General features: G+C 71.7%; 21 protein-coding genes and 1 pseudogene. 11 read left to right on the top strand and 11 right to left on the bottom strand.

From position 1 onward, the window contains the following. Positions 1–50 precede the first annotated feature (50 nt). Positions 51–1,058 (top strand): TAXI family TRAP transporter solute-binding subunit, encoded by a 1,008-nt coding sequence (locus tag ABZ930_RS27010; RefSeq protein WP_361552805.1) that lies wholly within the window; start codon positions 51–53, stop codon positions 1,056–1,058. Positions 1,059–1,082: 24 nt separating this feature from the next. On the opposite strand, the gene ABZ930_RS27005 is transcribed toward ABZ930_RS27010, so the two are convergent. After that, positions 1,083–2,513 carry a HAMP domain-containing sensor histidine kinase gene (locus tag ABZ930_RS27005; protein WP_361552803.1) on the bottom strand — a complete coding sequence of 477 codons (1,431 nt, stop codon included), beginning with the start codon at positions 2,511–2,513 and terminating at the stop codon, positions 1,083–1,085. A gap of 15 nt (positions 2,514–2,528) precedes the next feature. Continuing rightward, positions 2,529–3,215 carry a response regulator transcription factor gene (locus tag ABZ930_RS27000; RefSeq protein WP_361552800.1) on the bottom strand — a complete coding sequence of 229 codons (687 nt, stop codon included), beginning with the start codon at positions 3,213–3,215 and terminating at the stop codon, positions 2,529–2,531. A 273-nt stretch (positions 3,216–3,488) separates the two neighbouring features. Between ABZ930_RS27000 and ABZ930_RS26995 the strand changes: the two genes are divergently transcribed. The 8 genes from ABZ930_RS26995 (at position 3,489) to ABZ930_RS26960 (ending at position 10,009) form a co-directional block, all read left to right on the top strand. Continuing rightward, positions 3,489–4,268, top strand: a complete 780-nt coding sequence (locus ABZ930_RS26995) for an amino acid ABC transporter ATP-binding protein (RefSeq protein WP_361552797.1) — start codon at positions 3,489–3,491, stop codon at positions 4,266–4,268. A 92-nt stretch (positions 4,269–4,360) separates the two neighbouring features. After that, positions 4,361–5,284 carry a glutamate ABC transporter substrate-binding protein gene (locus tag ABZ930_RS26990; protein WP_361552795.1) on the top strand — a complete coding sequence of 308 codons (924 nt, stop codon included), beginning with the start codon at positions 4,361–4,363 and terminating at the stop codon, positions 5,282–5,284. 110 nt (positions 5,285–5,394) lie between these two features. Beyond that, positions 5,395–6,042, top strand: coding sequence for an amino acid ABC transporter permease (locus ABZ930_RS26985; protein ID WP_361552792.1), 648 nt, complete (start codon positions 5,395–5,397; stop codon positions 6,040–6,042). After that, entirely contained in the window at positions 6,039–6,977 is a 939-nt protein-coding gene (locus ABZ930_RS26980; protein WP_361552789.1) for an amino acid ABC transporter permease, read from the top strand. Before ABZ930_RS26985 ends, ABZ930_RS26980 begins: the two co-directional genes overlap by 4 nt. Positions 6,978–7,175: 198 nt before the next feature. After that, positions 7,176–8,810, top strand: a complete 1,635-nt coding sequence (locus tag ABZ930_RS26975) for an FAD-dependent monooxygenase (protein WP_361552786.1) — start codon at positions 7,176–7,178, stop codon at positions 8,808–8,810. Between the two features lie 64 nt (positions 8,811–8,874). Continuing rightward, entirely contained in the window at positions 8,875–8,967 is a 93-nt protein-coding gene (locus ABZ930_RS26970) for a putative leader peptide (protein WP_361552783.1), read from the top strand. Between the two features lie 89 nt (positions 8,968–9,056). Then, positions 9,057–9,611: a cysteine dioxygenase gene (locus tag ABZ930_RS26965; protein WP_361552780.1), complete on the top strand. Its 555-nt coding sequence runs from the start codon at positions 9,057–9,059 to the stop codon at positions 9,609–9,611. Beyond that, positions 9,608–10,009 carry a rhodanese-like domain-containing protein gene (locus tag ABZ930_RS26960; protein ID WP_361552778.1) on the top strand — a complete coding sequence of 134 codons (402 nt, stop codon included), beginning with the start codon at positions 9,608–9,610 and terminating at the stop codon, positions 10,007–10,009. Before ABZ930_RS26965 ends, ABZ930_RS26960 begins: the two co-directional genes overlap by 4 nt. 37 nt (positions 10,010–10,046) lie before the next feature. Here the strand turns inward: ABZ930_RS26960 and ABZ930_RS26955 are convergent, their stop codons facing one another. The 3 genes from ABZ930_RS26955 to recA all read right to left on the bottom strand — a co-directional run bounded on the left by ABZ930_RS26955 (position 10,047) and on the right by recA (position 14,625). Beyond that, on the bottom strand, positions 10,047–12,587 hold the full coding sequence (locus ABZ930_RS26955) for an FtsX-like permease family protein (RefSeq protein WP_361552775.1): 2,541 nt from the start codon (positions 12,585–12,587) through the stop codon (positions 10,047–10,049). A 142-nt stretch (positions 12,588–12,729) separates the two neighbouring features. Next, on the bottom strand, positions 12,730–13,506 hold the full coding sequence (recX, locus tag ABZ930_RS26950; RefSeq protein WP_361552772.1) for a recombination regulator RecX: 777 nt from the start codon (positions 13,504–13,506) through the stop codon (positions 12,730–12,732). A 3-nt stretch (positions 13,507–13,509) separates the two neighbouring features. Then, on the bottom strand, positions 13,510–14,625 hold the full coding sequence (gene recA, locus ABZ930_RS26945; RefSeq protein ID WP_361552769.1) for a recombinase RecA: 1,116 nt from the start codon (positions 14,623–14,625) through the stop codon (positions 13,510–13,512). A 331-nt stretch (positions 14,626–14,956) separates the two neighbouring features. On the opposite strand from recA, the gene ABZ930_RS26940 reads away from it, so the two are divergent. Then, positions 14,957–15,727, top strand: a complete 771-nt coding sequence (locus ABZ930_RS26940) for a hypothetical protein (RefSeq protein ID WP_361552766.1) — start codon at positions 14,957–14,959, stop codon at positions 15,725–15,727. Positions 15,728–15,752: 25 nt separating this feature from the next. Here ABZ930_RS26940 and ABZ930_RS26935 read toward each other — a convergent pair whose 3' ends face one another. Together ABZ930_RS26935 and ABZ930_RS26930 are read right to left on the bottom strand one after the other, a co-directional pair. Beyond that, positions 15,753–17,024 carry an AI-2E family transporter gene (locus ABZ930_RS26935; protein WP_361552764.1) on the bottom strand — a complete coding sequence of 424 codons (1,272 nt, stop codon included), beginning with the start codon at positions 17,022–17,024 and terminating at the stop codon, positions 15,753–15,755. Positions 17,025–17,122: 98 nt separating this feature from the next. Further along, complete coding sequence (locus ABZ930_RS26930; protein ID WP_361552761.1) at positions 17,123–17,317, bottom strand: DUF3046 domain-containing protein; 195 nt, start codon at positions 17,315–17,317, stop codon at positions 17,123–17,125. 80 nt (positions 17,318–17,397) lie between these two features. Between ABZ930_RS26930 and ABZ930_RS26925 the strand changes: the two genes are divergently transcribed. Beyond that, entirely contained in the window at positions 17,398–18,348 is a 951-nt protein-coding gene (locus ABZ930_RS26925; protein WP_361552758.1) for a hypothetical protein, read from the top strand. A 32-nt stretch (positions 18,349–18,380) separates the two neighbouring features. Here the strand turns inward: ABZ930_RS26925 and ABZ930_RS26920 are convergent, their stop codons facing one another. The 4 genes and pseudogenes from ABZ930_RS26920 to ABZ930_RS26905 form a co-directional block, all read right to left on the bottom strand. Continuing rightward, positions 18,381–19,577: a helix-turn-helix domain-containing protein gene (locus ABZ930_RS26920; protein ID WP_361552756.1), complete on the bottom strand. Its 1,197-nt coding sequence runs from the start codon at positions 19,575–19,577 to the stop codon at positions 18,381–18,383. A gap of 88 nt (positions 19,578–19,665) precedes the next feature. Then, positions 19,666–19,974, bottom strand: a complete 309-nt coding sequence (locus ABZ930_RS26915) for an AzlD domain-containing protein (protein ID WP_361552753.1) — start codon at positions 19,972–19,974, stop codon at positions 19,666–19,668. Next, positions 19,971–20,777, bottom strand: coding sequence for an AzlC family ABC transporter permease (locus tag ABZ930_RS26910; RefSeq protein ID WP_361552750.1), 807 nt, complete (start codon positions 20,775–20,777; stop codon positions 19,971–19,973). Before ABZ930_RS26910 ends, ABZ930_RS26915 begins: the two co-directional genes overlap by 4 nt. 113 nt (positions 20,778–20,890) lie before the next feature. Then, a pseudogene (locus tag ABZ930_RS26905) lies at positions 20,891–21,640 on the bottom strand (AraC family transcriptional regulator); the annotation flags it as partial. Positions 21,641–21,648 lie beyond the last annotated feature (8 nt).

Raw genomic sequence — 21,648 nt, 5'->3', positions numbered from 1 at the left:
CGGACGCTGCCGCCCTGGTCAGCCCCGGCCCCACCTGGCAGGATCACGGCATGCCGCAGGCCCCTTTCCGGACGTTCCCGCTGACCCGCCGCCGCGCCCTCACCGGCTCCGCGGCGGCGCTCGTGGTGTTCGGGCTGCTGCTGTGGTGGCTGCTGCCGCTGGGGCAGAAGTCGCCGTCCGGCGAGGTCAGGTTCAGCACGGGCACGCAGAACGGCGTGTACGTGCGCTACGGCAACCTCCTCGACGAGGCGCTGGCCCGCGATCTGCCCCGGCTCGACGTGACGCTCAAGGAGAGCGAGGGCTCCTGGGACAACGTCACCCGGGTCGCCACGGGCAAGGCCGACTTCACCATCGCCGCGGCGGACGCCGTCGCCAAGTACCAGGAGGACCAGGAGCCCGGCGCGGACCGGCTGCGCGGCTGCGCCCGTCTCTACGACGACTACATGCAGCTCATCGTGCCCCGGGGCTCCAGCATCAAGAAGGTGGCCGATCTCCGCGGCAAGAGGGTCGCCGTCGGCGGACCGCGCTCCGGGGTACGGCTGATCGCCGAGAAGGTGCTGGCGGCGGCGGACCTGGACGTCGACAAGGACATCGTGCCGGTCGACCTCGGCATCAGCGGCATGGCCGACGCCCTGAAGTCCGGGAAGATCGACGCGTTCTTCTGGTCGGGCGGTCTGCCCACCAACAACGTGAAGGAGCTGTCCGAGGAGTTCCCCATCCGCCTGGTGGAGATGGGCAGCCTGCTCGACCGGCTGCGCGCCATGAGCGACCCGTCCGCGCGCTACTACCGCGCCGCCGTGATGCCCGCCGACACCTACCCGGACGCCCAGCAGGGCAAGGCCGTCAGCACCCTGGCGGTGGCGAACCTCCTGGTCACGACGGACCGCACGGACCCGGAACTGACCGAGGCCGTGACCCGTACGGTCATCGACAGCCGCGACTCGATCGGCAGCGAGGTGCACGCGGCGCAGCTCGTGGACCTGCGCACGGCCGTCTACACGGACCCCCTGGCCCTGCACGAGGGCGCGCGCCGCTACTACCGCTCGGTGAAGCCCTGACTGCCGGAGCCCACGGCCCCGCGCTCACCCGCCGTCCGGTCCGCTCCCCGGCCGGGTCCGGGGCACCCTCAGCGTCACCTTCAGGCCGTGCGGCTCGTGCGGCTCGTACGCGATCGAGCCGCCGCCCGCGGTCAGCAGGGCGCGGGAGATCGACAGGCCGAGGCCCGAGCCCTTGATGTTCTGGTGCCGGCCGCTGCGCCAGAAGCGGTCGCCGATGCGGGACAGCTCCTCCTCGCGCAGGCCGGGACCGCCGTCGGCGACCTCGACGGCCGTGCTGCTGCCGTTCGCGGTGACGCTGACACGGACCTCCTCGCCCTGCGGCGTGAACTTCAGCGCGTTGTCGACCACGGCGTCCAGGGCGCTGGACAGGGCGACCGGATCGGCCCAGCCGGTCACGGCCGGGCAGTCCGCGACGAGCCGCACCCCCTTGTCCTGCGCGGTCAGCCGCCACGCCTCGACGCGCTCGGCCGCGAGTTCGCCGATGTCGGTCAGCTGCAGGTCGGCGGCGGCATGCTCGGCGAGCGCCAGGTCCAGCAGGTCGTCGAGGACCCGGGCCAGACGCTTGCCCTCGGCCTGCACGGACGCGATCTCCTCGTTCCCCTCCGGCAGTTCGTAGGACAGCACCTCGATACGGAGCATCAGCGCGGCGAGCGGATTGCGCAGCTGGTGCGAGGCGTCGGCGACGAAGGCGCGCTGCTGCTCCAGCACGTCCTCGACGTTGTCCGCCATCTCGTTGAACGACCGGGCCAGGCGCCTGAGTTCCGGCGGACCGCCGGCGGCCGCGACCCGCGACTTGAGCCGTCCCGTGGCGATGTCGTGCGTGGTCGCGTCCAGCACGCGCACCGGCCGCAGGACCCAGCCCGTCAGGCGAAGCGCGGCCCCCACGGCGAGCAGCATCGCGGCCGCCTCGCCCAGCGCGATGACCGCCCAGCCGCGTACCGTCTTGGCCCGCATCTCGGCGGTGGGCGAGTCCGTGACGACGACGGCGACGACATCGCCGTCCCGGATGACGGGCGAGGCGACGACGATGCGCCCCTGCCGCTGCCACGGCCACACCTGCGGCGGGTCGTGGCTCCCGCGCGAGTACAGCGCCTCGTCGAAGGCGGCCCGCAACTGCCCGTCGCGCGGCACCCGGAACGCACGGGGCGCCCGCCCCATGGGCCGCACGTCGAGCTCGCGGTAGAAGACCCCGGCCTTTATCCCGTAGACGTCGTAGTAGCGGGTGAGCTCCTTCTGGAGGGTCTGCCGCCGCTCGTCGGTCTCCGTGCGGCCGCTGCCCTCGGAGCGCGTGGTGACGAACTGGGCGAGGGAGGCGAACCGGGCGGTGTCGTCGATGCGGTCCACGACGACCTTCTGCTGCTGCGCGGAGGCCAGACTCACCGCGAGCGGGAAACCCAACGCGAGCAGCACGCCCGCCATGAGGACGATGAGCAGCGGAAGCAGCCGTGCGCGCACCCGGAGTCCTGATCCCTACGCGGCCGGGGCGACGAGCCGGTACCCGACGCCGCGCACGGTCTCGATGAGGGCGGGCATGCGCAGCTTGGAGCGCAGGGACGCCACATGCACCTCGAGCGTCCGTCCGGTCCCCTCCCAACTGGTCTGCCACACCTCGGAGATGATCTGCTCCCGGCGGAAGACGACACCCGGCCGCTGCGCGAGCAGCGCCAGCAGGTCGAACTCCTTGCGGGTGAGCTGGACGGCGGCTCCGTCCACCGTCACCTGCCGCGTGGGCAGATCGATGGCGACGCCGCCGAACCGCACCTCCTGGCCGACGGACACGGCGGCCTCCCCCGGCACACTGCGCCGGCTGACGGCGTGGATGCGCGCGAGCAGCTCCCCGGTGTCGTAGGGCTTCACCACATAGTCGTCCGCGCCGAGGTTGAGCCCGTGGATGCGGGACCGCACGTCCGCGCGCGCGGTCACCATGATCACCGGTGTCGACGTCCGCTTGCGGATCTTGCCGCAGACCTCGTACCCGTCCTGGTCCGGCAGTCCCAGATCGAGGAGGACGACCCCGAAGGCCGCGGCCTCCGGGACGAGCGCCTGCAGGGCCTCCTCGCCGTTGCGCGCGTGGTGCACCTCGAAGCCGTGCCGGGCCAGAACCGCCGACAGGGCCGCTGCCACATGATCGTCGTCCTCGACGAGCAGCAGTCTCATTCCGGCCCCCTTTGGTTCATCGGTTGTCCGACCGCGCGACTTGGTACCGCGCGACGCTCAAGGCATCCACGCCGATATGTAAGGACGACGTCAAGGGGGTTCTGGTTACGTCCGTGTTCCGTTATGCACCCGGTACGCGGACCCACGCCCTCTTCACGCATAGTGTCCGGTTGCGGCCGGATCGTTATGCTCAATTTCCCCTCAGATGTAATGACGCTGGTCGTACGGGGTTACTACTGTCCTCCCAACCGAGGAGGATGGAGCAAGACCCCGATGACCGAAGTTTCGGTGACCAAGGACGCCACTCCCCCCGCGGGCGACGCGCTGGTCGCGCTGAGCCAAGTGAACAAGCACTTCGGCTCGCTGCACGTGCTCCAGGACATCGACCTGACCATCGCCCGAGGCGAGGTCGTGGTCGTCATCGGCCCGTCGGGTTCTGGTAAGTCCACGCTGTGCCGCACGATCAACCGCCTGGAGACCGTGGACTCCGGCGCCATCTCGATCGACGGCAAGCCGCTGCCCCAGGAGGGCAAGGAGCTGGCCAAGCTGCGCGCGGACGTGGGCATGGTCTTCCAGTCCTTCAACCTCTTCGCACACAAGACGGTGCTGGAGAACGTGACGCTGGGTCAGATCAAGGTCCGCAAGGTGTCCAAGAGCCAGGCCGAGGAGAAGGCCCGCACGCTCCTCGACCGGGTCGGCGTCGGCGCGCAGGCGGACAAGTACCCCGCGCAGCTCTCCGGCGGCCAGCAGCAGCGCGTCGCCATCGCACGGGCACTGGCGATGGACCCCAAGGTGATGCTCTTCGACGAGCCGACATCCGCGCTCGACCCGGAGATGATCAACGAGGTCCTCGAAGTGATGCAGCAGCTCGCCCGGGACGGCATGACCATGGTCGTGGTCACGCACGAGATGGGCTTCGCCCGGTCGGCAGCGAACCGCGTCGTCTTCATGGCGGACGGCCGCATCGTCGAGGAGGCCGTCCCCGACCAGTTCTTCAGCAATCCGCGCAGTGATCGGGCCAAGGACTTCCTGTCGAAGATCCTGCACCACTAGACACGCGCCGCACACGCGCCCTCAAGTGAGGTCCCGCGCGCGCGTGTTGAGATTTCCGACTGCCGATTCTGCCGACACGAAGGATGTTCACCATGAAGCTCCGCAAGTCCGCCGCGATCGCCGCCACGGTCGCCGCCCTCGCCCTGACCGCCACCGCGTGTGGCGGCGAGTCCGGCAACGCCGGTGACAAGCCGGCCGGTTCCACCGGCGGCAAGAACCAGCCGAAGCTGCCCACCTACAAGGTCGCCTCGAGCGTCACCATCGACTCGGCCACCCTGAAGAAGGCCCAGAAGGCCGGCAAGCTCGTCATCGGCGCCAAGAACGACCAGCCGTACCTCGGCTTCGAGGACACCGACGGCAAGCGCTCCGGCTTCGACATCGAGATCGCCAAGATGGTCGCCGCCGACCTCGGCTTCAAGCCCGACCAGATCGAGTTCAAGACGGTCGACTCGAACGTCCGCGAGACCACCATCTCCAAGGGCGAGGTCGACCTCTACGTCGGCACGTACACGATCAACGACGAGCGCAAGAAGCAGGTCGGCTTCGCCGGTCCGTACTTCAAGGCGGGCGCCGACCTCCTGGTCCGCACGGCGGACAAGGACAAGATCACCGGCACCGACTCGATCAAGGGCAAGACGGTCTGCTCCATCAAGGGCTCGACCCCGCTGCAGGAGATCAAGAAGCCCAAGTACGGCGCGAAGACCATCGAGCTGTCCAAGTACTCCGAGTGCGTCCAGCAGCTGCTGAACAACGAGGTCGACGCCGTCACCACCGACGACGCCATCCTCAAGGGCTACGCGGCCCAGCGTCCGACCAAGCTGCACGTCGTCGGCAAGCCCTTCACCGAGGAGCCGTACGGCGTCGGCATGAACAAGGACGACAAGGCGCTGCGCGACGCGGTGAACAACGCCATCGAGGCGCACGAGAAGAACGGCGACTACAAGAAGGCGTACGACGCGACGCTCGGCCTGTCCAACTCCGCGTACGCCGAGCCGCCGGCCCTCGAGCGCTACTGATCACCCTCTTCAGTTCCTGAGGAGCAGGTCCGTGCCCCGGGCACACCCCAGCGGTGTGCCCGTGGCGCGGCCCCAGTCGCCCGTCCGCCGCCGCCCACGAGGACATCCCCGTGAACGTATTGCTCGACTATCTCCCGGAGTTCCGCGAGGGGTTCATAGGCACCGTCCTGCTGACCCTGGCCAGCGGGGTTCTGGCGATGGTGCTCGGCGTTCTCATCGCCGGGTTCCGTGTCTCCCCCGTCCCTCCGCTGCGCCTGTTCGGCACCGCGTGGGTCACGCTGTTCCGCAACACTCCGCTGACGCTGCTCTTCCTCATCGTCTGGTTCGTCATTCCGCCGCTGTTCGGGCTGAGCATCAGCCCGTGGGCCAAGGCGCTGCTCGCGCTGGGCTGCTACACGTCGGCGTTCGTCTGTGAGGCCGTGCGGTCGGGCTTCAACACGGTGCCGCTGGGCCAGGCCGAGGCGGCCCGGTCGATCGGCATGACCTTCTCGCAGACCCTGCGCCTGATCATCCTGCCGCAGGCGACGCGGACCGTCCTGCCGCCGCTCAGCTCGATCTTCATCGCGCTGACCAAGAACTCCGCCATCGCGGGCGCGTTCAGCGTCGCCGAGCTCTTCGGTGTGCAGAAGCTGCTGAGCGACAAGGGCTACGCGGCCGGCTTGATCTTCGTCTGGGTGGCTCTCGGCTACCTGATCATCACCTTCGCCATCAGCGGTCTGTTCCGGCTGCTCGAGCGCCGCATGGGGGTCGCACGATGAGTGGTTCGAGCGTCCTGTACGACGCGCCCGGCCCCAAGGCCCAGGTGCGCAACTGGATCTACACGATCGTCGGCTCCGTCGCGGTGCTGGGCCTGATCGCCTTCACGCTCTACCGGATGAACGTCACGGGCCAGCTGAAGCCCGAGGTCTGGAACATCTTCAACAACGCGGGTGTGCGCACCAACATCCGCGACGGCATCCTCACCACTCTGAAGGTGTTCGCCGTCGCCGGAGTGCTCTCCCTGGTGCTCGGCCTGCTCCTCGCGGTCGCCCGGCTCTCCGAGCACAAGGCGGTCAGCTGGTTCGCCACCGGCTTCATCGAGCTGTTCCGCGCCATCCCGCTGCTGATCACCATCTACGCCTTGTGGGTGCTTTTCCTCACCTACAAGGAGAACCTCGGGACCGTCGGCGACAACGCGGCCTTCTGGGCCCTCGTCATCGGTCTGACCGTCTACAACGGCTGTGTCCAGGCCGAGGTCCTCCGGGCCGGCATCAACGCCGTACCGCGCGGTCAGGTGGAAGCGGCGTACGCACTGGGTCTGCGCAAGACCCAGGTGATGACGATGCTGCTGCTCCCGCAGGCCGTCCGGGCGATGCTGCCGACGATGATCAGCCAGCTCGTGGTGACCCTGAAGGACACCTCGCTCGGCTACATCATCACCTACAGCGAGCTGCTGTTCGCGGCCCGCACCCTGGCCAACAACATCATCGTCAACGGCGAGAACCCGATCACCGCGGTGGTCATCGTCGTCGGCGCGATCTACATCGCGATGTGTCTGGCCCTGTCCGGTCTCGCCAACTGGATCGAGCGGCGCGGCCGGCGCACCCCCAAGGGCATCGCGGTCGCCCCGGCCGCCGAGCCCATCGTGGAGATGTCGGAGATCCAGCAGCAGCTGGGCAAGACCACGGGCAGCGGTACGAACAACGGGGTCTGACGGATCTTCATCGACCGTTGAGGTATCACGGAGGCAGTGGCGTCGTCGCCACTGCCTCCGTCACTTGACGCAAGCACCGGCAATGGGTTGCATACGCTCTGTGAACGCGCACCCCGCTCCAACTGCCCCTTCCTGTATGTTCAGTACTTCGCCCGCGCCCTGCTGCGCGGCGCCGCACGGGGCAGGAGGGGCCGCGCCGTGGATCCGGTGATCGTCGTCGGCGCGGGCCCGGTGGGTCTCACGCTGTCCCTCGCTCTCGCCCGCCACGGCGTACCGTCCGTGGTCCTCGACGAGGGCCCCGGCAAGGACGAGCCGCGCCCCGCCCGCACGGTCGTCCTGCGCGAGGACACCGCCGCGCTCGCCGAGCGACTGTCCGGCGCCTCCTTCGACGCGCTCGGATCCCGGTGGACCGGCTGGCGCTCACTGCGCCGGAAGCAGGAGATGCGGGTCCTCACTTTCGGTGACCCTGACGACTCCCTGCCGGCCCCCCTGCACATCGCCCAGCACGATCTGACCGGCGCCCTGCGCGCCGCCGTCGCCCGCGAGCGGCTCGTCAAGCTGTCCGCCGACAGCCGCCTCGACTCGATCGAGGAGGACGGGAGCGGGCTGACGGCACACACCCGCGGCCCCAAGGGCACCTACTGGCGCGGCAGTTACCTGGTCGGCTGCGACGGCCCCCGCTCGACCGTCCGCAAGCTCCTCGACATCCGCTTTCCGGGCCGCACGGCCGTCGAACGGCACGCGGTCGCCGCACTGCGCACGGAACTTCCCTGGCCCGGTCAGGCGTTGCTCCATCGCAACCCTCCGTGGCGGACCTCAGGGCCGTCCGGCGCGGAGGTCGTCGGCCGCCCGCTGGCCGACGGCGTCTGGCGCCTGGACTGGCTGCTCCCGCCGCGCAGCGACCTGGTCACCCCCGACGTGCTGGTGACCCGCATCCGGGAGACCCTCGCGGGCTGGTGCGGCGGCTCCACACCCCCGTACGAGCTGCTCGACACGGGCGTGCACACCGTGCACCACCGCCTCGCCCGGCGCTGGCGCGTGGGCCGCGCCTTCCTCGCCGGGGACTCCGCGCACCTCCTCGGCGCACTCGGCACCCAGGGCCTGGACGAGGGCCTGCGCGACGCCGACAACCTCGCCTGGAAACTGGCCCTGGCCTGGCACGACGGCCGCCGCCCCACCCCGGACGCCCTCCTCGACAGCTACCAGACGGAGCGCCGCGCCGCCGTCGCGGGCCGGCTGCGCGCCGCCGACCAGGCGCTGCCGATACTGCGCGGTGGCGGCGGACTGCGGTCGTACGTGCCCGGATCCGCCCGCGGCCACGACGCGCTGCTCACGGACGGTCACCTGGGATACGGCCCGCTGGGCGCGCCCGGGGCGTACGCCGACTCCCCGCTCACGCCACCGCGCGCCGCGTCGCAGGTGGACGTGGGCACGGCGCCCGGGGCCCCGGCGGCCGATGTACGGGTGACGGCGCCCGACGGCTCGTTCGTCGACCTGCGCGACCGGTTCGGCCTGGGTCCGCTGCTCGTGGTCCTGGTGGCGCCCGGCACCGGCGTGTGGGACCGCAAGCACTGGATGTCGGCGGGGCTCATGCCCCGGCTCGCGGCCGCCGTCTCCGCGCTCCCGCACGAGGCCGAACTCCTCGTCGCGGAGAGTTATCCGGACGCCCCCGCCCACACGGTGCTGCTGATCCGGCCCGACGGGCATCTCGTCACCGCGCTGAGCGGCGTACGCCCGGCGGAACTGTACGACGCGGCGCGCACGGCGCTCGGCGGCCCGGAGCCGTCGGTGGCGGAGCCCGCGACGGCCTCGTCGGAGGTCAGCGGCGCGTAGTGAGCTTCGCGCGCCCCGTGAACAAGAGTTGACCGGCCCCTACCGCCATGGTGTACTCCGGAACGTGACGACGATCGACACGAATGTGCGCCTGTGGCGGAGGGTCCATATGGACCTCGTCCGCTACGCGGGCTGCGTGTGTCGCCCGTCCTGCTGAATTCGCCTTCTTCCTCTTCGCGCCCCACCGTCTCCCGGCCGTCCGCCGGGCCGGTGGCGCGCGGTCTTCGCGAACCCAGGACGGTTTCCATGTCTGCGCCCCTCTCTGCTCCCGCGTCCGTACCCGCCGCTTCCGCCGCGCCCTCGGCCGCGGCGCCCACCCAGGCCGATCTCTTCGACTTCGTCCGCCGCACCGCGGCGGACCTGGATCTCATCGCCTCCCTGCCGCTCGATCCGGAAGGCCGTACGTGGGTGCGGCTCGAGGGTCCCGGCGGCAGTGAGGCCTGGCTGATCGGCTGGCCGCCCGGGACCGGCACCGGCTGGCACGACCACGCCGATTCGGTCGGCGCCTTCCTGACCGCGGCCGGCACGCTGAAGGAGAACTCGCTCGCCGCCCGGCTGCCCACCGACGGCTGGAAGACCCTGGAACTGTCCGAAGGCGTCGACAGGGAACGGCGGTTGCGCACGGGCCAGGGCCGCGGCTTCGGCCGCCACCACGTCCACGAGGTCCTGAACGAGTCCCTCACCGAGCACGCCGTCTCGGTGCACGCCTACTACCCCCCGCTCCCGCAGATCCGGCGCTACAGCCGCACCGGCCCGCTGCTGCGCCTGGAGTCGGTGGAGCGCCCGGAGGACTGGCAGTGAGCACCGCGGACCGCCCGGTGGGCATCGACGAACTCCTCGAACGCGTACGGTCCGGCCTCGACCGGGTCGAGGCACGGGAGGCGTACACGGCGGCCACGGCGGGCGAGGCACTGCTCGTCGACATCCGGTACGCGGCCCTGCGCGAGCGCGACGGACTGATTCCCGGGGCCCTCGTGGTCGAGCGCAACGAGCTGGAGTGGCGCCTCGATCCGCAGGGCAGCCACCGCGCCCCCGAGGCGACCGGCCACGACCTGCGGGTCGTGGTGGTCTGCAACGAGGGTTACGCGTCGAGCCTCGCGGCCGCCTCCCTGCGGCAGTTGGGGCTGCACCGGGCGACGGACCTGGTGGGCGGGTTCCAGGCGTGGCGCGCGGCGGGGCTTCCGGTGTCCGCGGGCTGACGCCGCTCACCGCGCGACCGGGGCGACGGTGCCGGGGTCACTCCTTCGCCGTCGCCACGGTCACCGGCCGGACGCGCAGGGCCGCCCGGCCCGGCAGTGCCGTCGCCGTGAGCGCGAGGACGGCGGCGGTCGCGACCACGGTGACGTACGTCAGGGGCAGGACGGCCGGGGCCGCCGTGCCGGTCATGCCGAGGCTGAAGGCGCTGAGCACGGCGGCGGCGATCCCGCTGCCGAGGCCCACTCCCATGAGGACGACGGTCAGCGCCTCGATCCGCAGCATGCGCAGCACCTGGCGCCGGGTCGCACCGGCGAGCCGGAGCAGGGCGAACTCACGGATCCGCTCGGACACCGACATCGCGAGGGTGTTGACGACGGCGATGGCGGTGAAGGCGAGGACCAGGGCCATCGCGATGATGTTGACCTCGGCGTCGGCCTGCTGCCGCTCGGCCCGGAGCCCGTCGGCCGCGCTCGGCGAGAGGACGCGGACGCCCGGGAACTCATCCAGGGTGGCCGCGAGTTGTTCCTGTGAGCGGGTGGTGGAGACGAGCACGGAGGAGGCGAGCGGATTGTCGACGTGGCGCGAGAGCAGATCGTGGGCGACGGTCAGATCGCCGAAGCCGAGGCCCCGCGCGTAGACGGCGGCGACGGTCAGGGTGACGGGTGTGCCGTCCCCGAGCGTCAGTTTCAGGGTGCTGCCGGGCCTCAGATGCCGCTGATCGGCGGCGAGTTCACTGACGGCGACCGATCCCGCCCCGAAGCGCTCCAGTGATCCCGCGGTGACGTCCGGGTCCCAGGTCCGGGTGAGGCCGTCCGGGGTGACGCCCTGTGCCGGGTACTTGTCGAGGCCGACCCGGACGGTGGAGCGGACGACCTCGGTGGCGGTGGTCCCGCGCTCCCGGCGCAGCTCGCGCACGGCCGCCGCCGGGACGCCGGGGCCCTGCGCGGTGACCACCGAGTCGGCGCGGACTCCTGCCCGTGCCTGGGCCCGGGCGGCGTCGCCCAGGGTGGGCTGGACGAACAGGACGGTGCAGGTCATGCCGGTGAGGAGGGTGAGCGGGGTGACGACGGCGGCCATCCGTGCCGCGTGACCCTTCAGGTTCGCCGTGGCGAGCCGGGCCGTGGGACCGAGGCTCCGCAGCGGCCGTCCCAGGACGGCGGTGGTCGCCCTGACCAGCAGCGGGCCGAGCAGCGCGACGGCCACGGCGAGCACGACGACGGACAGGAACGTCACGGGGGTCGAGGCGGCCTCGGTGCGCAGCCCGGCCAGGACGACGACGAGCACGGTGCCGCCGGCCAGGGCGACGAGCCCGGCGACGGTCCGGAGCACGGTGGGCCGCACCGGTGCGGCGCTCGCTTCGGAGAGTGCGGCTGCGGGCCTGATCCGGCCGATGCGCCGGGCGGCGACGCGGGTGGCGACCCAGGCGCCGACAAGGGTCGCGGCGAGCCCGGCGGCGACCGGGAAGAAGCCGACGGTGCGCTCCAGCGTGGGCGGTACGGACCCGAGCTCGACGAAGCGCCCGTACAGCCATCCGCCGAGCGGCAGCCCGGCGAGGGAGCCGACGGTCCCGGCGGCGGCGCCGACGACCAGCGCCTCGCATCCGAGCAGTCGGCGGATCTGCTTCGGGGTGGCGGCGATGGCGCGCAGCAGGGCCAGTTCGCGATGGCGCTGCTGCACGGACAGGGCGAAGGTGCCGACGACGACGAGCACGGCGACGAGCAGGGAGGTGCCGCCCATGGCTCCGCCCATGCTGACCAGCTTCACGCGCGCGGCGGCCGCGTCCAGGAACTCGACGGGTCCGCGCTCCTCACCGGCGGTGACCCGCGCCGTCGTCCCTTCGAGCGCCTCGGCGACGGACTTCTTCAACGCGCCGACGTCCCGGCCCTGTTCGGGCACGACACCGATCGCCGTCACCCGGCCGGGATGCGCGGCGAGCCGCTCGGCCTCGGCGGTGGAGAAGAACAGCGAGGTCTGGCGGGTGACGGTGGCGCCGGGGGCGGGTTCGGCGATCCCTGTCACCCGGTACGTACGAGGGTCCTGGGTGGACTGCACGGTGAGCCGGCCGCCGACCGTGAGACGGGCGCGGTCCGCGAGACCGCGGTCCACCACGATGTCGCCGCCGGACCGGGGCGCGGTGCCGGCGGCCAGCGTGTAGGGGGTCAGGGCGGCGGAGTCCCAGGCGTGGCCGTGCGCGGGCCGGTCGGGATCGGTGGCGCCCGCCGCCAACGGCTCGGCGAGGAAGGTGAGTTCGGGCACGGCCCGCCGCACGCCGGGCACCGCCCGCACCTTCCGGACGAGGTCCCGGGACAGCCAGGCCCGCTCGGCGAGGGGCTTGGCCTTGTGCTTGACCTTCGTCTTGCCCTTCTTGTGCTTGACGGTGGTCCGGTGCACGCTCTGATCGGCGGAGACCAGCACGGGAGCGGCCCCGTAGCGCTCGGTGCGCACCGTGCCGCGCAGGCCCGTCTCCAGCAGGGTGCCGCAGGCGGTGACGAGGGCGGCGGCGCACATCAGGGCGAGAAAGGCCCCCAGGAACCCGCCCTTCCGGTCTCGCACGGTCTGCAGTGCGTAGCGCAGCATCATGGCGTCCCCCGGCGGACCGTGCGTGGCTTCAACGTCATGCGCCCACGATGGCCCGTACCGGATACCTCGCACACTGCGGCGGCCAGGCGTCTCGGGGTGGGGTAAACCCCACCCGTCCGCCGCTCGGACCACTGCTGCTCCGCTACTCCGCGAACCCCAGGTCCTCGGTCTCCTCCCCCTCTTCCTCCAGCGCCTGCCGGACCACCCGGAGCGCCATGCCCTCGGGGTAGCCCTTGCGCGCGAGCATCCCCGCGAGCCGGCGCAGCCGCTTGTCACGGTCGAGGCCGCGCGTGGAGCGGAGCTTGCGGGCGACGAGGTCGCGCGCCGTCTCCTCCTCCTGGTCGGAGTCGAGCTGCCCCACCGCTTCGTCGATCACCGTGGAGTCCACTCCCTTGGTGCGGAGCTCCCGCGCGAGCGCCCGGCGCGCCAGGCCCCGCCCGTGGTGCCGGGACTCGACCCAGGCATCGGCGAAGGCGCTGTCGTTGATCAGTCCGACCTCCTCGAACCGGGACAGCACCTCCTCGGCCACGTCGTCCGGGATCTCGCGCTTGCGCAGTGCGTCGGCGAGCTGCTTGCGCGTGCGCGGGGTCCCGGTGAGCAGACGCAGGCAGATGTTCCGCGCCCGCTCCGCCGGGTCCCCCGACGGCTCCCCCCGCTCGGCCCTCGACGAGTCGGGGGGACCGTCGTCCCCTGCGGCGCCGGACGGATCCCCGAATCCGCCTCTGCGCCGACGCCCGCGCGGTCCGGCCCCGCCGCGCGAACGTCCACCACGGCGCGGCCCGTCCACCGCTCCGTCCCCCGCTTCGACGTCGTGACCAGCCTCCCCGTCCACGGCATCGTCGTACGCCCCCGCACCCGCACGTCCCCGATCGGGGGTGGGGAGGGCGTCGTACTCGGCCCAGTCGGTTCGTCGTGTCACGGACTAGCTCTTGGCCGCCGCGGCCTTGGACTTGGCGGCCTTGGGAGCGGGGACGGTCTTCGCGTCCTCGACGGGGGCGGCCGCCGCTTCCTCGCCCGGCTCGGCGGCCGGCTCCTCCACCTTCTTGACGCCGACGCCCAGCTTCTCCTTGATCTTCCGCTCGATCTCGTTGGCCAGGTCGGGGTTGTCCTTCAGGAAGTTGCGCGCGTTCTCCTTGCCCTGGCCGAGCTGGTCGCCCTCGTACGTGTACCAGGCGCCGGCCTTGCGGACGAAGCCGTGCTCCACGCCCATGTCGATCAGGCCGCCCTCGCGGGAGATGCCCTGGCCGTAGAGGATGTCGAACTCGGCCTGCTTGAAGGGCGGCGCGACCTTGTTCTTGACGACCTTGACGCGGGTGCGGTTGCCCACCGCGTCCGTGCCGTCCTTCAGGGTCTCGATGCGGCGGATGTCCATGCGCACCGAGGCGTAGAACTTCAGCGCGCGGCCACCGGTCGTGGTCTCCGGCGAGCCGAACATCACGCCGATCTTCTCGCGGAGCTGGTTGATGAAGATCGCGGTGGTCTTCGACTGGTTGAGCGCGCTGGTGATCTTCCGGAGCGCCTGGCTCATCAGACGGGCCTGCAGACCCACGTGCGAGTCGCCCATCTCGCCCTCGATCTCCGCGCGCGGGACGAGCGCGGCGACGGAGTCGATGACGATCAGGTCGAGGGCGCCGGAGCGGACCAGCATGTCGACGATCTCCAGAGCCTGCTCGCCGTTGTCCGGCTGGGACAGGATCAGGTTGTCGATGTCGACGCCGAGCTTCTTGGCGTACTCGGGGTCGAGGGCGTGCTCGGCGTCCACGAAGGCCACCGCGCCGCCCGCCTTCTGGGCATTGGCGACGGCGTGCAGGGTCAGGGTCGTCTTACCGGACGACTCCGGGCCGTACACCTCCACCACGCGGCCGCGCGGGATGCCGCCGACACCGAGCGCGATGTCGAGGGCCGTCGAGCCGGTGGAGATCACCTCGATGGGCTCGTTCGGCCGCTCGCCCATGCGCATGACCGCGCCCTTGCCGAATTGCCGTTCAATCTGTGCGAGCGCGGCGTCGAGCGCCTTCTCGCGGTCGGTTCCTGCCATGGGTTCCACCCGGTTTGCTTGAGTCGATCGCTTCACGTCAAAGACGCTAACGCCTGCCACTGACAATCGGCCTCGACGCCCGTCCGCCTGTGGATAACTCGAGGCTCTTCGCCCGGCGACTCTCTCCGAATCCCTTGGGACTACTGGCAAGAGGAGTCCCTGGACCTTCCATAAGAAAGGATGTTCGATTTTGGTGTCAAGCGCACCACGCGGCACAGGAGCAAGTCCCGCCCCCGCCTCGACCCATCGCCCCGGGTACTCCCCGCGGCGTACGCCGGATGCCTCCGGCCGGACGACGCCCGCGCGGACCCGTGTGACGAGCCTTGTCCGCATGGACCTCTCCCACCCCTGCCCCGTGGAGCGCCGATGCACCCCGGCCGAGCGGCTCTGTCACACGACCGGCGTCGCCCTCGTCGCGTCGGGGCTCGTCCATCTCGTCGTGTTCGCGGTCGACGGCGGCCCCTGGGACGGTCCCGTCTCCTGGCGCAAGCCCGTCACCTTCGGGCTCTCCTTCGGCGTGACCCTGATGGCCCTCACCTGGGTGACGTCGTATCTGCGCGTCGGCGCCCGGCTGCGGAGCGCCCTGCTCGTGGTGTTCGCCGCGGACTGCGTCCTGGAGGTCGGCGGCATCACCCTCCAGGCGTGGCGCAAGGTTCCGTCGCACCTCGACATGGAGACCGCCTTCGACACCGCCGTCTCCCTGTCGCTCGCCGTGGGAGGCGGTGTCCTGGTGGTGCTCCTGACGGTCTTCGCCGTCCTCTCCTTCCGCAGCCGTCCGAGCGGCTGCACGGGCATGCCGCTCGCCGTGCGCGCCGGCTTCGCCGTCCTCCTGGTGGCTCTCGCCTCGGGCGCGGCCATGATCGCGCGGGGTGTGGCGCTGACCCGGAGCGGACATCAGGAGGCGGCCTACCACTCGACGGCCGCGCTCAAGCCGCTGCACGGGGTCAGCCTGCACGCCGTGCTCGTCCTGCCGGTCCTGGCCCGGCTGATGTCGCGTACGGCATGGCGGGACCGCACCAAGGAACGGGTCATGTACGGCGCGGTGGCCACCTACGCGGTGGCGGTCGTCGCGGCAGGCGCTCGGGCCGCCGTCACCTACTGACCGGCCCGCCCGGCGCGGGGCCCGCTCACGTGGCCCCGGCCTCCCGGGCCTCGGCGTCGGCCGCGGACTCGGCGTCCGGATGGTTCGGCCCCCTCAGGGCACGCCGCATGCGCGCGAGCAACGGCGCTCCCCCGCGCCTTCGCGGCCCCCGCGCGCGCGGGTCGTCCGTCACGTCGTACCGCTTCACGTACGCCCCCAGGAACGCCTGCAGCGTGGCGACGGCGGGGATCGCGATGAGCGCCCCGACGGCGCCGAGCAGCGCGGTGCCCGCGATGACCGACCCGAAGGCGACCGCGGGGTGGATGTCCACCGTCTTCGCGGTCAGCTTCGGCTGCAGCATGTAGTTCTCGAACTGCTGGTAGACCACCACGAAGATGAGCACCCACAGGGCGTACCAGGGGTCCACCGTGAAGGCGATCAGCATCGGCAGCGCGCCCGCCAGATAGGTGCCGATCGTCGGGATGAACTGCGAGACGAGCCCGACCCACACGGCGAGCACGGGCGCGTACGGCACTCCAAGCGCCTGCAGCAGGATGTAGTGCGCGATCCCGGAGATGAGCGCCATCAGGCCGCGCGAGTACAGATAGCCACCCGTCTTGTCGACGGCGATCTCCCACGCGCGCACCACTTCGGCCTGCTTGGCGGGCGGCAGCACCGAGCACAGCGCACGGCGCAGGCGCGGGCCGTCGGCGGCGAAGTAGAACGAGAACAGGGTGATCGTCAGCAGCTGGAACAGCGCGCCGAGCACCTGCCCGGACACGTCCAGGACGCCGGTCGCGCTGTTCTGCACGTACTTCTGAAGCCAGTCCGAGTGCAGCAGGCTGTCCTGGACCTCGACCCGGCTCAGGTCCGTGTGGAACGTCGTGTTGACCCAGCTGATGAGCTGGTCGAGATACTTCGGGAAGTCCTCGACCATGTCGACGACCTGGCCGGCCAGCATCGAGCTGAGCAGGAAGACGAAACCGGCGGTCGCGATCATCACGCCGAGGAAGACGAGACCGGTGGCCAGGCCACGGCGCAGACCGCGCGCCGCCATCCAGCTCACCGCGGGCTCGATGGCGAGCGCCAGGAAGAACGCGATCAGTACGTTGATCAACAGGCCGGTGACCTGGTGGAAGGCCCAGCTGCCCAGCTGGAAACAGGCGATGAGGGCCAGGGCGAGCACCATGGCGCGCGGCAGCCAGCGCGGCATCCCCGCGCGCGCGGCAGCGACCGGACCCGAGGGCGGCTCGGGCGGTGTCGTGCCGGGCGGTGCGGCGTCGGTCTTCACCTGGAGGTTCTCGTCTGTCGCTGCCACGCTGCCCAGTCTCACCCACGCCACGGACAATCTGTGCCACGCGTCGGGAATCCGGGCCGCTCGGGGCCTCTCAGGGGCCCGCGGCAGGCCTCAGCGGATCAGCGCTTCTCCTGAGGCACGTCCATCGTGGTGCACACCACATGCCAGACGTCCTTCGCGTCCCAGCCGGCGTCCAGCGCCTCGTGGACCGTGTGCCCGCCGAGACCCGCCATCACGTGGTCGCGCGCGAAGGTGTCGGAGTACCCGGATCCGAAGTGATCCGCCATCCGCTGCCAGAAGACCGTCAACCGCATGACTCCAGTATCCCGCCCCTGAGAGTGCAGACGTTTCCGGGGAGTCTTGTTGAGAACGCTTTCCGTCCTACGGTCGGTGCATGGCCGAAACCGGAGCATCCCCACTCCCCTCATCGCCGTCGCCCCACACCCCGCTCTCCCGTGCCGAGCACTTCATCTGGCTGACCGCGCGCGTCCTGGAGCAGCGCCGGTTCGCCTATCACTTCCTGACGGGCTCGGCCGCCGCCGCCGACGCCGTGGAGACCGCCCTGGCCGCGTACCGCAACGAGGACGACGGGTACGGGCACGCTCTCGAACCGGATCTGCGCGGCCCCGTCAGCCAGCCCCTGCACACCGGTCACGCGCTGCGCGTGCTGGACTCCGTAGGACGCTGTTCGGGGCAGCGGGTGGAACGCGTGTGCCGCTATCTCACGACGGTCTCCACACCGGAAGGGGCCCTTCCGGCAGTGCATCCCAGCCAACGCGGCTACCCCTGCGCCCCGTTCGTGCCCCTGGTCGACGACCCCCCGAGCGATCTGCTCGCCACCGGTCCGGTGGTCGGTCTGCTGCACCGCAACGAGGTCTGGCACGCCTGGCTGTTCCGCGCCACCGACTTCTGCTGGTCGGCCGTGGAGTCGCTGAAGGTCTCGCACCCGTACGAGATCCACGCGGCGATCGCCTTCCTCGACGGTGTGCCGGACCGCTCGCGCGCGCGGACGGCGGCAGACCGGCTCGGCCGTCTCGTACGTGAGCAGCGGCTCGTGGTGCTCGATCCGGAGCGCGTGGGCGACTACCCGGTGGCCCCCGGGTACGCGCCGGGCGAGCATCACTACCCGTACGACTACGCGAAGGCGCCCGAGTCGCTGGCGCGCTCCTGGTTCACCGAGGAGGAGATGGCCCGCGCGCTCGACCATCTGGGGAGCGAGCAGCAGGAGGACGGCGGCTGGCCGGTCAACTGGCGGCAGTGGGCGCCGGGAACGGCCCTGGAGGCGCGTCCCATGGTGACGATCGAGGCCCTGCGCACCCTGCGCGCCTACGGCCGGCCCTTGTAGCGGCCCGGCCCGCGTTCCCGTCGGCGCCGTGGTCAGCCTTCGGAGTCGCGCAGCAGAAGAGCGGCGATCACGAGGGCGGTGCCGCGTGGCGACGACAGGTCGATCCCGGTCAGTTCGGCGATCTTCGCCAGCCGGTTGTCGACGGTGTTGGGGTGCAGCCCGAGCGCGTCGGCGGTGGCCCGCCGGTCCTGCCGGTGGGCCAGGTGCGTTCGCAGCGTCCGCAGGAGTTCGGGCCGCTCGGCCACCGGGTCCAGGAGCGCGGCAATGCGGGGGCTGCTCTCGTCGGGCCGCGACAGGTGGAACTCGAGCAGGACGTCGTCGAGCCGGTGCAGCCCCGGTGGCAGGCCGCACACGCGCGTGATGCGCAGGATCTCCGTCGCGGTGCGTGCCGCGCCGGTGATCTGCTCGGGCCCGTCCACCCGCACCGCGGCCACCCGCATCCGCAGACCGCTGGCCCTGCTCAGACGCCGGGGCAGGTCCTCGGGCGGCACGGCGTCCCTGGGCACGACGACACGGCCCCCGTCGCCGTCCAGCAGCGCGAGCGCCTCCACTCCGAAGGCCTGGTCCAGGACGGTCTGCACCCGCCGCAGCCGGCGCCGCACCGCCACGGGCCCCTCCACGGGCGGGGTGTCCACGCCGAGCGCCAGGACCAGGGCGGGCCCCTCGAGCCGGAGCTGGTCGAGGAGCACATGCCCGGGCGGCACCATCCCGTCGAGCAGGGCGCGGACCAACGACCGTTGCTGTGCGCGTTGTTCGGCCTCCAGGGCGGAGCGTTCGTCGAGGTACGTCTCGGCGACCGCGCCGACGATGCCGGGGTGGCTCTCCAGCAGGACGTCGACCAGCTCGACGAGGGCCGCCTCCTCGCCCGGCCGCGCCACGTCGCGCAGCGCCTGCCACAGGGCGTAGACGCCGAGGGCGTGGGTGCGCAGCAGGAGGTGCAGCGGCATGCCCTCCTCGGCGCGCTGAGCGGCCCGCTCGCGGAACAGCCGGTGGTCCCCGGACCGCTCCGACCGGCCCGGCACGTCGGGGTCCGGCCCGTTCACGTGCTTCAGGAACCGCCGTACGCCGTGGCGTGCGGTCGCCGCGATCTCCAGGTCCTTCACGTCGTCGGGCAGTTGCGCGTAGCCGGGCAGTTCCTCGAAGGACTCGCGGGCCATGCGCCGGGCCAGTTCGTTGACGTGCGGTGCGCAGCGCGCGGCGAGGGAGCGGGCCTCCGGCGACAGCGGCACGGTTCCTCCCTGGGGCGCTGCGGGACAGGTCGTCGTGACGCGCCACATTAACCGGCGCGTTCGCCTCCCGTTCGCGGCGCGGGCCCGCTTACCCGGTGAGCGCCCGCACGCCCGCGGTGACCGCCACGGCGGCGGCGACGATCACCAGGAAGGGCGCGCGCAGCAGCAGGGCCACGGCGGCCGCGGCAAGTCCCGCGGCCTTGGCGTCGAGGACGAGCGCGCGGCCGTCGGCGAACGTCTGCTGGGCGGTGAGCGCGGCGAGCAGCGCGACCGGCAGCAGCGCCGCCAGCCGTTTCACCACGGGCCGTTCCAGCGCCCCCGCGGGCACGAGCAGACCGATGAGCTTGACGGCGTAGCACCCCACCGCGGTGACGCCGATGGCGATCCAGATGGTCAACGGTTCTCTCCTTGCGGCGTGTTCGTGACCCCGCCCCGACGGCGTCCCTCTACGTAGAGCACGGCCGGCGCGGCGAGCGCGGCGACGAGTACGGGCACTCCGGCGGGCAGCACGGGGAGCAGCCCGAGCATCAGGAGGACGGCGAGACCCGCCACGGCACGCTCCGTGGTGGTCCTCAGCATCGGTGCCAGCAGCGCGAGGAACACCGCGGGTCCGGCCGCGTCGATCCCCCAGGCGTCGGTGTCGCCGATGGCCTCGGCGCCGAGGGCGCCGACCAGCGTGGTCAGGTTCCACAGCACGTACAGGCTCAGCCCGGTGACGGTGAATCCCAGGCGCACGCTGCGCCGGTCGGGCTGGGCGAGCGAGACGGCCGACGTCTCGTCGATGACCCAGTGCGCGGCGAACGGCCGCACCGCGCGCGGGAGCGCGAGCAGCTGCGACAGACGCAGCCCGTAGAAGGCGTTGCGCACCCCCAGGAAGAAGGCTCCCGCGGCGGCCGTGAACGGGTTGCCGCCGGCCGCGAGCGCGCCGACCAGCGCGAACTGCGAGGCACCGGTGAAGACGAGGAGGCTGAGCGCGCAGCTCTGCAGCACGCTGAGGCCGCTGCCCGCCGAGGTCACCCCGAAGGCGAATCCCGACAGTCCGACGGCGATGCCGACGCCGAGCGCGTCCCGGACGACGGCAGCGGTCGGTTTTCCGTCCGTTCCGGCGTGCTCTCCGTGGTGTCCGGGGGCCGCTTCAGGCGCCCTTCCTGCTGCGCGTACGGCTGTGCGTATGTCCGTGGGTGTTGTCTGTTCTGCCACGCCTCGGACGGTACGAGCAGGTGTCCGTCGCGGTCTTGTACGTTCTTGCGCTCCCGCTGGTACGCCCCGGGCGGCACGCCGACGATCCGGGTGAAGTGCCGGTTCAGGTGCGGCTGGTCGGTGAAGCCGACGGAGACGGCGGCCTCGGCCGGGGCCGCGCCCGCCTCCAGGAGGCGTCGGGCGGCCCGTACGCGCGCGCTGGTGAGCCAGGTGTGCGGCGGCATCCCGTAGGCGTCGCGGAAGGCCCGCAGCAGCGCGAAGGGGCTGGTGCCCAGTTCGGAGGCGAGCGTTTCCAGGGACGGCGGATCGGCCATGCGCTCCTCGAGGGACTCACGCGCGCGTGTCGCGGCCCCGAGCCCGGCGGTCCTGCGGGGGCGCTGCGCGAGAGCCGTGCCGTGGTCGCGCAGGAGCCGGGCGAGCACGACGCGCAGGAGGCTGTCGGCGGCCAGCGCGTTGCCCTGCTCGGCGGCCCGGTGCACGTCGCTGATCATGCGTGCGGTCTGCGGGTCGATGACGATGGACTCCCCGAAGGCCGGGGTGCCGCGGACCGTGCCGATCTCGGCCGCGATCTCGGCGACGACCCGCGCCGACGGGTAGAGCGTGGAGTACGACCAGCCGTCGGGGCCGCCCGCCTGCGCGGTGTGCGCCACCTCCGGATTGATCATGACGACGCTGCCGGGTCCGGCGAGCAGGGTGCCGTCGGGCATGCCCACCTCCTCGACGCCGCTCGTGACGGCGCCGAGGACATAGCCGTCGTGGCTGTGGCGCGGAAAGGTGTGGCGCAGATAGCGGGCGCGCAGCAGATCGAGACCCGGCAGGTGTTCGTACCGCCAGTGCCGTGCCCATTCGCCCTTGCCCGCCATGCTCCCAT

Source organism: Streptomyces sp. NPDC046716 (assembly GCF_040645755.1).
Lineage (GTDB): Bacteria > Actinomycetota > Actinomycetes > Streptomycetales > Streptomycetaceae > Streptomyces.
This window is presented reverse-complemented; position numbering and strand designations above follow the sequence as displayed.

Coding starts and splice junctions, on each gene's coding strand:
- ABZ930_RS26990 (WP_361552795.1), top strand. CDS start 4,361: ATGAAGCTCCGCAAGTCCGCCGCGATCGCCGCCACGGTCGCCGCCCTC.
- ABZ930_RS27000 (WP_361552800.1), bottom strand. CDS start 3,215: ATGAGACTGCTGCTCGTCGAGGACGACGATCATGTGGCAGCGGCCCTG.
- ABZ930_RS26980 (WP_361552789.1), top strand. CDS start 6,039: ATGAGTGGTTCGAGCGTCCTGTACGACGCGCCCGGCCCCAAGGCCCAG.
- ABZ930_RS26930 (WP_361552761.1), bottom strand. CDS start 17,317: ATGCGGTTGACGGTCTTCTGGCAGCGGATGGCGGATCACTTCGGATCC.
- ABZ930_RS26995 (WP_361552797.1), top strand. CDS start 3,489: ATGACCGAAGTTTCGGTGACCAAGGACGCCACTCCCCCCGCGGGCGAC.
- recA (WP_361552769.1), bottom strand. CDS start 14,625: ATGGCAGGAACCGACCGCGAGAAGGCGCTCGACGCCGCGCTCGCACAG.
- ABZ930_RS26955 (WP_361552775.1), bottom strand. CDS start 12,587: ATGATGCTGCGCTACGCACTGCAGACCGTGCGAGACCGGAAGGGCGGG.
- ABZ930_RS26925 (WP_361552758.1), top strand. CDS start 17,398: ATGGCCGAAACCGGAGCATCCCCACTCCCCTCATCGCCGTCGCCCCAC.
- ABZ930_RS27010 (WP_361552805.1), top strand. CDS start 51: ATGCCGCAGGCCCCTTTCCGGACGTTCCCGCTGACCCGCCGCCGCGCC.
- ABZ930_RS26940 (WP_361552766.1), top strand. CDS start 14,957: ATGGACCTCTCCCACCCCTGCCCCGTGGAGCGCCGATGCACCCCGGCC.
- ABZ930_RS26965 (WP_361552780.1), top strand. CDS start 9,057: ATGTCTGCGCCCCTCTCTGCTCCCGCGTCCGTACCCGCCGCTTCCGCC.